The sequence below is a fragment of the Micromonospora sp. NPDC051227 genome (assembly GCF_044455385.1).
Lineage (GTDB): Bacteria > Actinomycetota > Actinomycetes > Mycobacteriales > Micromonosporaceae > Micromonospora.
In genome coordinates this window covers 232358-246048 of the sequence record NZ_JBITET010000005.1, presented here as the reverse complement: position 1 = coordinate 246048, position 13691 = coordinate 232358, and the positions used below count along the sequence as shown (strand labels likewise).

Here is a 13691-nt window from a genome sequence, read left to right as displayed (position 1 = left end):
CAGTCTTCTGCACCCGGCAGGCCGTTCCTGATCTTCCTCAGTGCGGTCAGCAGCACTCCTTCAGTACGTGGCTTGCTGGCAAAACTCCCTGCCCTGCCCCTGACCGGGGCAGGCGATGCGCCCCGTCGACGCCGAATCTGGACGCCGGGCTGCCGTCTGGGCGGGCGTCGCCGCGACCGATGGCAATCTGAGCCTGCTGCCGCCCATGCGCGAGGCCTGCAACGCACTGCCTGTTGTGCTGCTCAGCCTCGGCGCGGCCACCCTCGCCACCGGTTGGGAACCCCGCGTGACCGCGATCGCCGGGTCGCTGCCCGCGACCGGCAGCTCCCTCCTGCTGGTGATCGCCGACAACATCGCTGCACCGGGGTGGGTCGGTGTCACCGTTCGCTCAGGTGGCCCCTGTCTCGCTGACTGGCGTCGATTGAAACGCCCCTGGCCATGACTTGCTCGGCCATGATCATGGTGGGCGGCCGCAGCCCTGGGCTATCGGCCGCGGGATCTACCCGGGTGTGCGTGCGAGGCCGTCTGTCAGGCGGTGTCGGTACGGCTTCCGGCGGGCTGCTGGTAGACGTCGGGGATGTTGTCGCGGTCGGCATCGACGGTCTCCGCGTCGTGGATGCGCCGGTAGGTGCGGTTGCGCAGGCGCAGGATGACCGTGGCCAACAGCGCGGCGGCCAGCGAGCCGGCCAGCACCGCGACCTTGACGTGGTCGTCGCGGTCGCTGCCGAGACCGAAGGCCAGTTCCCCGATCAGCAGCGACACCGTGAACCCGATCCCGGCGAGCACCGCAAGACCGACCACGTCGATCCACGCGAAGCCGCTGTCCATCTTCGCCCGGGTGAACCGGGTGACCAGCCACGTCGCGGCGGTGATCCCGATCGGTTTGCCCAGCACCAGGCCGACGATGATGCCGATCGCGACCGGGTCGGTGAAGGCGGAGCCGAGCCCGCTGAGCCCGCCGACCGCGACGCCGGCGGACATGAACGCGAAGACCGGCACGGCAACGCCGGCGGAGATCGGCCGGAAGCGGTGCTCAAAGTGCTCGGCCAGCCCGGGACCAGCGTCCGGGCCGCCCGCCTTGCGGCTGCGCAGCACCGGGACCGCGAAGCCCAGCAGAACCCCGGCGACGGTGGCGTGGACGCCGGAGGCGTGCATCAACGTCCAGGTGGCGAACGCCAGCGGCAGCAGCAGCCACCACGATCGGACCCGGCGTTGAACCAGGACGGTGAACGCCGCCAGCGGGACCAGCGTGGCGAGCAGCGGCAGAATCGACAGGCTCGCGGTGTAGAAGACGGCGATGATGACGATCGCGAGCAGGTCGTCGACCACGGCGAGGGTGAGCAGGAACGTACGCATGGCACGCGGCAGGAATCGGCCGATGACCGCCAGAACCGCCAGCGCGAAGGCGATGTCCGTGGCGGTCGGGATCGCCCAGCCCTTGGCCTGCCCATCAGCCGAGCTGAGGTTGATCACCAGGTACAGCACAGCGGGGATCAGCACGCCGCCGACCGCCGCGGCGATCGGCACCGCGGCACGCCGCGGATCACGCAGGTCCCCTGCTACGAACTCACGTTTCAGCTCGAGGCCAGCGACGAAGAAGAAGATCGCCAGCAGCCCGTCGGCTGCCCACGTCGCGACCGACAGGTCAAGGTGCAGCGACTTCGGGCCGATCGTGAACCCGCGCAGTGTCTCGTAGCCGTTCCCCCAGGGAGAGTTCGCCCAGATCAGGGCGAGGACCGCACCGGCGAGCAGCAGGACGCCACCGATGGTCTCTTTCCGCAGGATGTCGCCGATGCGCCGATCTTCGAGCCACGACCCTCGGCCGAACAAGCGCGGGCTTTGCGGCGGTGTTGCTGTCATGAATGCTCACTTTCGGGGTCGGGTCGGACGTTGCCGACCAGACTTCCCGGCGCACCGTTTGCAACGGTACCGGCATCGGCCGTGTGGACTGTACGGACGTAGCTGCGGCAAACATCACCATCATGTCGGGTTTGACTGCGGCGGACCGGCGACGTGCTGGACGCCCGACGCCGATGCGCCGGCGCGGCGCTCTACGACGCTGCTGGCGTCGTTCGGTAGGTGCGCTGGCTCGCCGATACGGCTGTCACGCCGCCCTGCCGGTCGAGTAAGCGCCGTGGAGGAAGAGGTCGACGAGCTGGCGGGTGTCGATTCCGGTGTGCTGGTGCAGGTTTCGGCTCCTGCCGAAGAACATGCCGAGGAACAGGTCGGTCAGAGTGTGGGCCGGAAGCCGTAGGTGTGGCTGCTCGGGTTCGATCAATTCGAGGATCGCCTGCCGGGTGGCTGCCTGCGAGGCGTCACGCCCCGCGGATCGCTGCCGTGGCTGGGCGGGTTCCGCGGTGCCACGCCCTGATCTGCGGTTGGGGTTGCCGGAGGCGTGCAGGGCACCGATGACCGCGCCCATGCGGTTGAGGTAAGCGTCGAGCGCGTCGACCGCTTCGACGAGTCGGTCCACCAACGGTTGCGCAAGCGAGATCGATCGCAACTGTTGAAGGACATGGGTGGGATCCATGGCTGCGGCGACGCACGCGTCGAGCACGGCGTCCTTGTCGTCGAAGACGCGGAAGACCGTGGCTTCACCGATGCCCGCGGCCCGGGCGATCTGCGCGGTCGTCACGGCGGCCCCGCGCTCGGCCACCAGGGGTAGAGCAGCGCGGATGATGGTCTCGCGTCGCTGTTCGGCAGTCATGCCAGTCGCTCTGCGTCGGTTCGGGGTGGAAGTCATACAGCCGACGCTACGGAGTGAGTGCTCACTCCGTCAACCGGATTGCGCCGCCGCAACCGGGAAAGCGTCACATCATCGGCTCTATCGGCGCAGCTGTCCCCAAGCGTCAACGACGTCATCACCGCCGTCCGGGACGCCCAGGAAGCACACGACCTCCTCCGCCGGCTCGCGACCCGCCCCGATCCCGCTACGCGGCCGCGCAACCGTTGTGATCCTCGCCAACGGAAGAGCGGGCGTCCGGAGTTTCGATCGGCCCGGGCCGACACTATTGACGGTCACCGTCATCCTGGCGGTTCGCCTGCTCAGCGCTACGCGCGGCCTGCCGGACCCGCCGATTCGCCTCGTCCACTTGGCAGCCGGTCGCACGGAGCAGGTCGCTGGCTGCCAAGCGAGCCTGCGTGGCCACGGTGACCCCAAAGTTCTGCAACCCCGCACCGGTGGCCCAGCCGGCTTCCTCGGCCGCCCGCAGTGCGAGGCGGCGAGTCTGTTCGTGGGGTTTGTCGGTTCGCGTCTCCCGCTGCAGCTGCTGCACGGCTTGCGCCAGTGCCTCGATGGCGTCGGGAAGATGCTGGGGTAGTCGCTCTTGATACTTGATCATTGTCGCTGCCTGTCGGGCGAGGATCCGACTGCTATGGATGAAGCGGACTAGATGTTCGACGCCCCGGTCGTACCGTTCGAGATGCTGCCGCCACTGCCACCGGGCCGGCGCGACCGTCACCACCTCCTCGGCCCCGCTGAGCGCTCCGCGTAGCCGCTCCACGTCCGGCCGCCCAGCAGGTCGTGCGCCAGCCACCAGGCGAGCGCTGCCGCGAGCCCCGCCTGAGCGCGATCAGCCCGATGATCTCCATCTGGCGCCGCCGCAGCCGAGTTGCCTGGCTCCCTCGCTGTCGGGTACCGGCAGCCAGGTCCCGAATGCGGCCACCCAAGGCGACGAGCGGCGCCTGGTTGCCGGATCGGGATCGGGAGGTGACCACGGCGAGAGGTACCCGCAACGCCCTTTCCAAGCGTGTCGCTCAGCGCCGCCACCGAATGGCCATTGATTTTGCTGGCAATACGATCCCCGTCCGTGGTTCTGCTGGTCAGGCGCTGACGAGCAGGGGGTCCAAGGTGAGGCCCGGGATGCTGTCGCCGATGGCGCGCAGCCGCCAGCCGTTGGTGAACAGAGCCAGCAGTGCGCCGTCGCGGACTCGGGTGAACACCTCCGCGCCGGCGACTCCGCGCAGTCGCTCTTCGCTGGCCCGGTCGGTGCGGCGCGCCAGCTCGTAGGGGAGGTGTTCCAGCCCGGCGGTGACACCGAACTCGGCGTCCAGGCGGGCCATGGCGACCTCGAACTGCATCGGGCCTACGGCGGCGAGGACGGGGGCCTGTTCGCCTCGGCGGTCGTTGCGCAGCACCTGGACCACACCTTCGGCGTCGAGCTGCTCGACGCCTCGCTTGAACCGCTTGTGGGTGGAGGTGTCGGCGGCGCGGAGCACGGCGAAGTGTTCCGGGACGAACGAGGGCAGCGGTGGGAATGCCACGGCCGGGCCGTCGTAGAGGGTGTCGCCGATGCCGAGGGCGGTGGCGTTGACCAGGCCGACGACGTCTCCGGGGTACGCCTCGTCAATGGTCTCCCGGTCGGCGCCGAACATCTGCTGTGCGTACTTGGTGGCGAAGGGCCGACCGGTGCCGGCGTGGATGGCGGTCATCCCTCGGGTGAACCGGCCGGAGCAGACCCGGACGAAGGCAACCTGGTCGCGGTGCGCCTTGTTCATGTTCGCCTGGATCTTGAACACGAAGCCGGCGAACGGCGCGTCGACCGAACGAGGTTGACCGTCCGCGTCCGGGCGCGCCTGCGGTGCGGGGGCGTGGCTGGCGAGCACGTCGAGCAGTTGTCGTACTCCGAAGTTGGCCACTGCCGCGCCGAACAGCACGGGTGTGGTGACGGCGGCGGTGAAGGCCGCCTGGTCGTGGTCGGCGCCGGTGAGGGTGAGCAGCTCAAGCTCCTCGACCGCCCGGCGCCAGTCCTCGCCGTAGCGCTGCGCCGCCTGACGCGGGTCGAACTGCTCCTCGACCGCCGCGGTAGCGCCGCCGGGGGTGCGGTGGAAGGCGGTCATCTCGCCGGTGCGCCGGTCGATCACACCGTGGAACTCACCGGCGATGCCGACCGGCCAGGTTATCGGGGTGGGACGAAGCTTGATCCGCTGTTCGATCTCGTCCAGTAGTGCCAGCGGCTCCTGGCCGGGGCGGTCCCACTTGTTGATGAAGGTGATCACCGGGATTTGCCGGGCCCGGCAGACCTCGAACAGCTTGAGAGTCTGCGGTTCCAGGCCTTTGGCGGCGTCCAGGAGCATGACGGCGCAGTCCACGGCGGTGAGGACGCGGTAGGTGTCCTCGGAGAAGTCGGCGTGGCCAGGGGTGTCGAGCAGGTTGATGATCAGGTCGCGGTAGGCGAACTGCAGGACCGCGGAGGTGATCGAGATGCCGCGTTGCTGCTCCATGGCCATCCAGTCGGAGACCACTCCCCTGCGGCCGGCTTTGCCATGCACGGCACCGGCTTCGCCGATCACCTGGGCATGCAGGGCGAGCGCCTCGGTGATGGTGGATTTCCCGGCGTCGGGATGGGAGATCACCGCAAAGGTGCGCCGCCGGGCCGCTTCGGCGGCCACTGCTGTCGTCGTTGTCGCCGTCGGCACCTGCGCCCACCCCCTCTGTCGCTGACTCCAGCACAACAATACCTTCACGTGAGGGTTGCCCGGCTGGGCGGGGGTGACGGGGTTCGGAGGTCAGCCGCTGGCCGTGGCGCGGGAGGCGGTCGGTGACTGAAGACCGTCCATGTGGCCGGTGAGGGTGGCGGCGAACTCCTCGGCGGTGGCGAGCTGCGCCCGTAGCGCCGCGCACCGCTCGTGGACGGCCTCGCGGTAGCCGGCGAGGGTGTCGAGCAGCCGTTGACGTTCCGCCTTGGCCAGTCGGGCGCCGCCGGAGAGCTGATCGACGATGGCCAGCAGGTCACGCATCTGCTCCAGGCTGAATTCCAACGGCTTCATTCGCTTGACCACCTGCAGCCGGTCCACGTCGGCGTCGGTGTAGAGGCGGAAGCCGCCCTGACTGCGGGCGGAGGGGACAATGAGGCCCACCTCTTCGTAGTAGCGGATCGTGCGCAGGCTCAGCCCGGTCCGCTCGGCCACTTCGCCGATCTGCATCAGTGCGCCGTCACCCATCGCTTCCGTCCCGCCTCCCGATCGTGCTCGCAACCCGGTGAGCGCCCACCGGTCGACTGCCGTCCAGGCTAGCCGGCACCACTGTCACCGCCGGCACGACTGCGCGCCGGGCACCGGCCGGTCGCCAAACTGAACCACAACCCTACCCGCACGGAAGAGTTTGCGCGGGGTGGTGGCTCCAGCGGTCACGGAGGACGCCGCCGGAGGGAGCACGTCAGCAGCCACCTCCCGCAGTGGGTGTTCGCCTTCGACGAGTCCGACCCCTGGCGATCCGCACGCAAGCCGGATCCGAGATGGCACCCCTGCGGGACTCGGTGCCGGCCGGCATCTGTACTCGCACGTTAGGGTAGAGGTGGAGATGGCGTCCGACCGTCCCATACGTGCAGGAATCGAACCGGAGACAGCTGTGACAGATGTGCAGACTCGAGACGAACAGCTGGAGCGTCAGCATCTGGCCGAGACGGTGCGTCTGCTGACGGCGGCGCTGGAGCGTCTGACCACCACCATCGACAGCTCCGCCAGCGCCATCCAGGCGCACAAGGAGCACATGTGGACGCACTGGCGCGACATGGACGGCGTCGAGAAGGCGAACGTCCGCGTCGAGGTGAACACGTCGGTCACCTTGGCCGAGCACGCGGTCACGGTGCGGAAACGCATCGAGCGGCTGTTGACGTCCCCCTACTTCGGGCGCGTTGACTTTCACGCGAGCGGCGAAACGGAGGCCAGGGCCCACTACATCGGTGTGCACAATTTCTCCGACCCGCAGACCCAGGAGATCGTGGTGCACGACTGGCGTGCCCCCGTCTCCAGCCTCTACTACGACTTCGAGTCGGGAGAGGCGTTCTTCCAGGCCCCCCAGGGAATCGCCCACGGCGAGATCACCGGCAAGCGCCAGTACAAGATCCAGGACGGGCGCCTGGAATACATGTTCGAGAGCGCGCTGAACATCGGCGACGACGTCCTGCAGCGGGAGCTGAGCCAGTCCGCCGACGACAAGATGAAGAACATCGTGGCGACGATCCAGCGGGAACAGAACGCGGTGATTCGCAACGAGACAGCGCAGGTGCTGATCCTGCAAGGTGTGGCGGGCTCGGGGAAAACGTCGATCGCCCTGCACCGGGTGGCCTTCCTGCTCTACCGCTTCAAGGACACCCTCTCCTCCGACAACATCATGATCCTCTCCCCGAACAAGGTCTTCGGCGACTACATCGCCAACGTGCTGCCCGAGTTAGGTGAAGAGCAGATCGCCGAAATCGACTTCACCACCATCGCCGGCAGGTTCCTCGCCAAGATCACCGACTACGAGACGTTCAGCGAACAGGTGGTCAACCTGCTCGACCGGGTCGACGACGCGGCAGCCGAGCGCATGCGCTACAAGGCGACGCCGGAGTTCGTCACCCTGCTCGACGCATGGATCAGCGCGCGGGCGGACGAGGAATTCACCCCCGCCGAGATCGTCCAAAAGAACAATCGGCTCTCCGCCGGGTGGGTCGCGGCGACCTTCGGGCAGTCACCAACACTTCCGATCTTCACCCGGCTGGACCTGCTGGCCGACACCGCCGTCCACCTGCTCAAGCAGCAGGCTTCGGACAGAGGCCGCACGTGGACGGCCGCCGACACCACCGCCGTGCGCCGGCAGGTCCGCGCCATGTTCCCCCACAAGGACGCGCTCGCCGTGTACAAGGCCTTCTACTCGCACCCGGCCCGCCGCGGCCTGTTCAAGCCGCTGGGTCGGAAGAAGGTCGAGTACGCCGACGTCTTCCCGTTGATCTACACCATGATCAGGACATCTCGCCAGGAGAGCTACGGACGCATCCGCCACCTGCTGATCGACGAGATGCAGGACTACACGCCCATCCAGTACGCCGTGGTGCGGGAGCTGTTCTCCTGCAGGATGACGATCCTGGGAGATGCCAACCAGTCGGTCAACCCGTTCAGCTCCTCGTCACCGTCGACCATCCGCAGCATCTTCCCCGAGGCCGACTGCCTGGAGTTGCGCAAGAGCTACCGTTCCACGACCGAAATCACGGATTTCGCCCAGCACATCTCCCGCAACGACAAGATCGTCCCGGTCGAGCGCCACGGACGTCCACCGCAGGTCATCGCGTGCGCAGACCAGAAGGGTCAACAGACCCAGATCCTGGCCCTCATCGAGCAGCACAGAAACAGCGAACACCAGTCTCTCGGCATCATCTGCAAGACCATCGCCCAGGCGACGACGCTCTACCAGGCCCTGGCGGAGGCCGGCGTCGAGCTGACGCTCCTCGACTACGACAGCGCAGAGTTCGCCAGCGGCATCGTCATCACCTCGGCGCACCTCTCCAAGGGACTGGAATTCGACACGGTGATCGTCCCGCAGGTCGACGACACGAACTACGCCAACGAAATGGACAGGTGCATGCTTTACATCGCCTGCACCAGGGCCATGCACGAACTCCACCTGACCCACGACGGGCCCGTCTCACGCTTCCTGACGTTCGCCGGCCAACCCCGGGGCGATCTCGGAGTTGGCCACTGCGAAGCCGGGGAGATCCGCGATCACGCGACGGTCGCGCGGGTCGGCTGACCCGACGGCGACCGCAACAGCAGGCGGCGTCGACACTGACCCCTGCAAGCGCCACCACCTGATATGGATACTCGTACGTTAGGGTAGGGTTTTGGAGCGCCGCTCGTCAGGCCGGCGCCGCGACGCCTCGGGGCGACGGGTTTTCGTCCTACCCTCCCGCCTCCCCGGGGCGAAGCCGCCCGCCCGAGCGACGCGGGGCCACCGGGGGCACGCCGGCAGCACTTGACCCGGTTAAGGAGCACCCCCGGACCGGGAGGATCATCGTCACCGGTGAGCGTCGCGGGACTGCGTGGACGTGCGGAGAGGCCCGCGGCCCGCCGCCGGGAACCGGGCGAACCGGCTCCCGGCTCCGGCATGTCCATCCTGCCGCCCATGGCGGTAGACAGCCCGATTCCGACCCGCACCGCGGGTGGCCTACACCGGCCCACCACCCGGCGAGGCCCCGCGTCAACAGCTTTGAGGCCCATGACTACCACCCTGCCCTCGACCAGCGCACCGACGCCTACTGGCGGCTTCCACGGCTGGCGGATCGTTGGCTTCGCCGCTGTCGCGCTGGCGATGACCGCGCCCGGCCAGACCGTGGCGGTGTCGGCGTTCGTCGACCCGCTCATCGCCGACCTGGGAATCAGCCGCTCAGCGATCTCCACCGCGTACCTCATCGGCACCCTGACCGGCGCGGCGGCGCTGCCGGCGGTCGGGCGACTGGTCGACCGCTATGGGGCGCGCCGGTGCATGTTGGTCATCGGCGTGGTCTTCGGCGCCGTGCTGGTGGCGCTGTCTGTGGTGTCGGGGATCGTCGGTCTCACCGCCGGGTTCGTGGGTATCCGGATGGCTGGGCAGGGTGCCCTCGGGCTGGCCGCGACCACGGTCACCGCGCACTGGTTCCGGCGGCGGCGGGGTTTCGCGCTGGGCGTTGTCTCTGCGGTCGGCGCGGCCGGGATCTCCCTGGCCCCGCTGCTGCTGGAGCGGTTGATCGCCGTTCATGGCTGGCGCACTGCTTGGCTGGTGGAAGGGCTGGCCGTGTGGGCGGTTGTCATTCCGGTCGCGGTGTTCGGCATCCGCAACCGTCCCGAGGACGTCGGTCAACGGGTTGACGGCGGCGAGGGGGACGCCCGCTTCGGCTGCGGTGTCCTGGCCGACCTCAGTCACCGCCGGGCGCTGCGTACACCGTATTTCTGGGTGCTGGCCGCCAGTGTCGCCACGTCCGGAATGCTCACCACGGCCGTGGCCTTCCACCAGATCAGCCTGCTCACCGAACGTGGGCTCACCGCTGCTGCGGCGGCGGCGAATTTCTTGCCGCAGACCATCGCGGGGATCGCGGCGACGCTACTGGTCGGCGCGCTGATCGACCGCACCAGCCCTCGGGTGGTGCTGCCGGCTGCCATGGTCGGACTGACCGTCGCGCTCGTCTGGGCCACCCGGGTCGGCCCGGGATGGTCGGCGCTGGGATTCGGTGTGGCGATCGGCGCGGCCTCCAGCGCTATCCGTACCGTCGAGGCGGCCCTGACGCCACGGTTGTTCGGGCTCGGGCACCTGGGCGCCATCCGCGGGACGGTCACCGCGGTCAACGTCGGTTCGACCGCCTTCGGCCCCGTCCTGTTCGCCGTCGGCCATGACATCACCGGCAGCTACACCCAGGCCCTGCTCATCGGCTCGACCCTCCCCCTGGCCGTCGGTGTCGCAGCGATCCTCGCTCCCCTGCCCGGCGCCGAGCGGCGGTCGCGTCGCCGACGACCGCGTGACACCTTCCCGACCTAGGGGCCACGGTTAGTAAATACTCTTACGTTAGAGTAGGGATAGTGCCGCGGTCCGCGTGGCACGACAGAACGCAGGAGGAACCGGTGCACGACGTGACCCGCATCGAACTTCTCGACCACGTCCGAACAGCCTTCGACGATGGTCCCGCCAGCCGCAACGCGTTGCTGGCCGCGGCTGCGGCCAGCAACGCGCGGCCCGAGGTCATCGCCCTGCTGAACCGCCTGCCCGAGCGCGACTTCCGCCAGGTACGCGACCTGTGGGAGGAGATGGCGGACGTACCGGTCGGCGCCTGAGGCGGGCGACATCCACCACGCCGCGGAAGTGGGCGTGGCCACAGGCCGGTTTAGCAGAACGGGGTGATCCATGCACGGCCCACGGTTGACGAACCTTGGCGATACGGCGGGTTCTCTGGCAGGCAGCCGCGGTCGCGCCGCCCTGCTCGCCGCCGCCGCTGCGGAGGCCACCTCTGCCCGCCTGCAGGAGCGAGGCGCACCAACCGCCGCGGAGATCACCGCGGCGCTGCGCAGGCACGACGGCAGCGCCCCACCCGGACCGCACACCGCCTCGGCGATGACTCTCGCCCGCCGCCTGTCCGGCTCGGCCGGCACGGTCGACGTGGACGCACTGACGGCCGGCCTGCAGACGGTGGGCCCGGTCGCCCGCACTGCCGTCCACGTGGCCGAGGGCACCATCGCGAATGGCTCGGTCGGGCCGGCGGCCTGGATCTGGCCCGTGGGACTGCTCACCGCCCTGCCGCTGGAAGAGGTGGCGGCCCTGGCCGGTGAGATCGCCGTACGGTGCACGACCGTTGCGCTCAGTCAGGACACGGCCGTCGCCCACGCCGTCGCCACCGCGCTGGCGGCGCGCCGCATGGACATTGAGCCGGACGTGTTCGTCGACGCCGTCGCCGCCCACACCGTCACGCCGCCGCTGCGGGAGGCAATGCGGGTGACGAAGATGCTGTTGCGCGCCCGCGCCGAGCCAGAGTTCGTCGCCGCCCAGTTCCCGACCCGCCGCCGTTCCCCCCGGCGGTGTCTCGCCTCGGCGCTGACGGCTTTCCTGCTGCATCCGCGCGATCCGGTGGCGACGGTCCGCACGAGCCTGGCCCAAGCGGGTGCCGTCAGCGAGGTGGCGGTGATGGCCGCCGCCCTGGCCGGCGCACACACCGGTGAGCGGGCCCTGCCTGCGGCCTGGCGGTCGCGGGCCGCCCGGGGCCCGCTCGCGCGGTGGCCGACTCCAGCCTGACCACTGCCACGCCGAGCGAGCGCACCTGGCGGAGGCGACCGCAGTGCCTTCGAAGCGGATCCCTCGTGGCCGTAGACGGCACGGTGGTCGACCTGCGAGCTGGAAGCGCCGAGATCACCGGCACGATCGTCCCGTTGACCGAACTTCTAGCCGCCCCGTAGTAGCGGATCGTGCGGATGCTCAGCCCCATGCATTCGGCGGCCTCGCCAGTCTGCATGCCCCTCAGCCCAACGGCTCATGCGCGGCTGCTAGCTCGGTCACTGCGGCCGAGATCGCTGTGGCACGTCGTTATAGCGAGCGGTCAGCACTTCAAGCATGTGCTTGTCCGGGCCCAAAAAATACAGTCGTCGGCCGGTCCCGTCACGATTGACCTCACCGACCTCGGAAGGCCGCTTCCCGGGCGGGTCGGCTGTGTACGGCGTACCGTCGCTGTCGAAGCGGGACTTGATGCGGTCGAAAAGTTCGTCGCTCACCAGGAAGGCGTAGTGCTGGGGCTGCACCTCGACCGGCGGGGCCGCGAAGTTGATGACAACCGAATCATCGAGTTGCACCGACTGGAAGAAGCCGTTCTCCCAGGGTTCGCGCAGTTCGAGCAGGCCCACGAAGTAGCGGGCGGCAACGTCGCGATCCGACACTGGGATGATCATATGATGCAGTGACGCGGGCATAGTCGTTCCTTGATGTTGTGTCACCTCCATCACCACAACGTCGTTGCGGCCAGACGCGATGACACCTCGCGACGAGGATAAACCGGATGCACCCGGCACCTCAAGCATGCCGCCCACCCATCAGCCGCTTAACCAACCTCGCTGGGCAGTACATCTAGCGCAGCGAAGCCGACGAGGTCGGCCCGCTCACCGCCGACGCCCCACGCAGGCGGTGCGGGACGGCAACGCCGACGTCCACGAGCTTGAACAGCGGATGCGCCGGGTCGTTGGCGACGATCGACCGGATCTACCGGCGGTGACCGCTGGTCCCGTCTGTCGTGGTGACGGTATAAGCACGTGGTCCGGGCGGCGATCCGCAACTCCCGGGGCCATTGAATACTCTACCCTCGCGTTAGGGTAAAGTCCGTCGGGAGGGATCATGGGAGACGGTGAACCGATGCTGAGGACAGAATTGAGCTGGTCACACCGGGTACGCGGGGCCATGGTGCTGGCGGCCTGCGGCGACGCCCTGGGCGCACCCTTCGAGGGCCGTGAACCGGCGGATCCGGCCGAGATCGACGACTGGATGCACCGCTCGACCCAGCTGATGCGATTTACCGACGACACCGCCTGCACTCTCGTCCTGGCCGACCATCTGACCCGACGCCGGGGCATCGTGAACGAGGACGAGCTTGCCGACGAACTCGCCCGCGAGTGGACGCGCGAACCCGGCCGCGGCTACGGCCAGGGCGCCGCCCAACTGTTCGCCGAGATCGCCCGCGGCGCCGCGTGGCGGCAGGCGGCCGCGGACATGTTCGACGGACATGGCTCGCTCGGAAATGGTGCGGCGATGCGCGTCGCACCGGTCGGCCTGTTACCCGGTCTGGCCCTCGGCGCCGTGGCCGGACGCGCGCGCCGGACCGCGATGGTCAGCCACCAGCACCCCCAGGCGCTGGACGGGGCGGCGGCACAGGCGGTCGCGACCGCCCTGGCCGCACTGTCGATCCAGGACACCCCGCTGGACGCCGACCGGATGGTCGCGGCGATCTGTCAGCACGTGCACACCGCCGAGTTCCGCGCCGCGCTGCGGAAACTGCCCGCACTCGTCGCCCGGGCCGCCAGCGGTGCCGACGTGGCCGGCGAGGTCGGCAACGGTGTTGCGGCGGTCCAGGCTGTGCCCGCCGCGCTGGCCGCGTTCCTGCGCCATCCTGATGACGTCCCTGCGGCGATCGGCTTCGCTATTGGTATGGGCGGCGACACTGACACCATCGCCTCGATGACCGGCGCGCTGTGTGGCGCCCGCCGGGCGGAGAAGGACCTCCCCGTCATGTGGGGCCTTCGACTGGAGAGTGCGTCGCGCGTTTGGACAGTGGCCAGTGCGCTGGCCGGGCTCGGCAGGCCGGGAGCCGGGCCGCTGCCGCCCGGATGACCCGGCGCAAGATTTACCCCCGACCGCCCCCGGCGCCGCAGACAGGCAGGTCCCGCGCCGCGGCGGCTCACCACACCGGGCAGTCCAGCCAGGCAGCATCGCG

At 69.0% G+C, this 13691-nt stretch carries 12 protein-coding genes; 6 read left to right on the top strand and 6 right to left on the bottom strand.

Annotated elements, in window-relative coordinates; all coding sequences use genetic code 11:
• Positions 1 to 115: 115 nt before the first annotated feature.
• Positions 116 to 442 carry a hypothetical protein gene (locus ACIA47_RS16010; protein WP_396708547.1) on the top strand — a complete coding sequence of 109 codons (327 nt, stop codon included), beginning with the start codon at positions 116 to 118 and terminating at the stop codon, positions 440 to 442.
• An 86-nt stretch (positions 443 to 528) separates the two neighbouring features.
• On the opposite strand, the gene nhaA is transcribed toward ACIA47_RS16010, so the two are convergent.
• The 5 genes from nhaA to ACIA47_RS15985 form a co-directional block, all read right to left on the bottom strand.
• The gene (nhaA, locus tag ACIA47_RS16005; protein ID WP_396708545.1) at positions 529 to 1860 is read right to left on the bottom strand and encodes a Na+/H+ antiporter NhaA; all 1332 of its coding nucleotides are present in this window, start codon (positions 1858 to 1860) and stop codon (positions 529 to 531) included.
• 244 nt (positions 1861 to 2104) lie between these two features.
• Positions 2105 to 2707, bottom strand: coding sequence for a TetR/AcrR family transcriptional regulator (locus ACIA47_RS16000; protein ID WP_238410431.1), 603 nt, complete (start codon positions 2705 to 2707; stop codon positions 2105 to 2107).
• Positions 2708 to 3008: 301 nt separating this feature from the next.
• Positions 3009 to 3341 (bottom strand): hypothetical protein, encoded by a 333-nt coding sequence (locus ACIA47_RS15995; RefSeq protein WP_396708543.1) that lies wholly within the window; start codon positions 3339 to 3341, stop codon positions 3009 to 3011.
• A gap of 481 nt (positions 3342 to 3822) precedes the next feature.
• Positions 3823 to 5418 carry a peptide chain release factor 3 gene (locus ACIA47_RS15990; RefSeq protein WP_396708541.1) on the bottom strand — a complete coding sequence of 532 codons (1596 nt, stop codon included), beginning with the start codon at positions 5416 to 5418 and terminating at the stop codon, positions 3823 to 3825.
• A gap of 90 nt (positions 5419 to 5508) precedes the next feature.
• A complete protein-coding gene (locus tag ACIA47_RS15985; protein WP_238432701.1) occupies positions 5509 to 5943 on the bottom strand; it encodes a MerR family transcriptional regulator in 435 nt (144 codons plus the stop codon).
• Between the two features lie 406 nt (positions 5944 to 6349).
• Here ACIA47_RS15985 and ACIA47_RS15980 point away from each other — a divergent pair, with 406 nt between their 5' ends.
• The 4 genes from ACIA47_RS15980 to ACIA47_RS15965 all read left to right on the top strand — a co-directional run bounded on the left by ACIA47_RS15980 (position 6350) and on the right by ACIA47_RS15965 (position 11512).
• Positions 6350 to 8509, top strand: a complete 2160-nt coding sequence (locus ACIA47_RS15980) for a HelD family protein (protein ID WP_396708539.1) — start codon at positions 6350 to 6352, stop codon at positions 8507 to 8509.
• A gap of 465 nt (positions 8510 to 8974) precedes the next feature.
• Positions 8975 to 10267, top strand: a complete 1293-nt coding sequence (locus ACIA47_RS15975; RefSeq protein WP_396708537.1) for an MFS transporter — start codon at positions 8975 to 8977, stop codon at positions 10265 to 10267.
• Positions 10268 to 10350: 83 nt separating this feature from the next.
• Entirely contained in the window at positions 10351 to 10560 is a 210-nt protein-coding gene (locus ACIA47_RS15970) for a DUF2795 domain-containing protein (protein ID WP_203118185.1), read from the top strand.
• A gap of 70 nt (positions 10561 to 10630) precedes the next feature.
• The gene (locus ACIA47_RS15965) at positions 10631 to 11512 is read left to right on the top strand and encodes an ADP-ribosylglycohydrolase family protein (RefSeq protein ID WP_396708535.1); all 882 of its coding nucleotides are present in this window, start codon (positions 10631 to 10633) and stop codon (positions 11510 to 11512) included.
• Positions 11513 to 11769: 257 nt separating this feature from the next.
• On the opposite strand, the gene ACIA47_RS15960 is transcribed toward ACIA47_RS15965, so the two are convergent.
• Positions 11770 to 12288: a VOC family protein gene (locus ACIA47_RS15960; protein ID WP_203118169.1), complete on the bottom strand. Its 519-nt coding sequence runs from the start codon at positions 12286 to 12288 to the stop codon at positions 11770 to 11772.
• A gap of 328 nt (positions 12289 to 12616) precedes the next feature.
• On the opposite strand from ACIA47_RS15960, the gene ACIA47_RS15955 reads away from it, so the two are divergent.
• Positions 12617 to 13588 (top strand): ADP-ribosylglycohydrolase family protein, encoded by a 972-nt coding sequence (locus ACIA47_RS15955; protein WP_396708533.1) that lies wholly within the window; start codon positions 12617 to 12619, stop codon positions 13586 to 13588.
• Positions 13589 to 13691 lie beyond the last annotated feature (103 nt).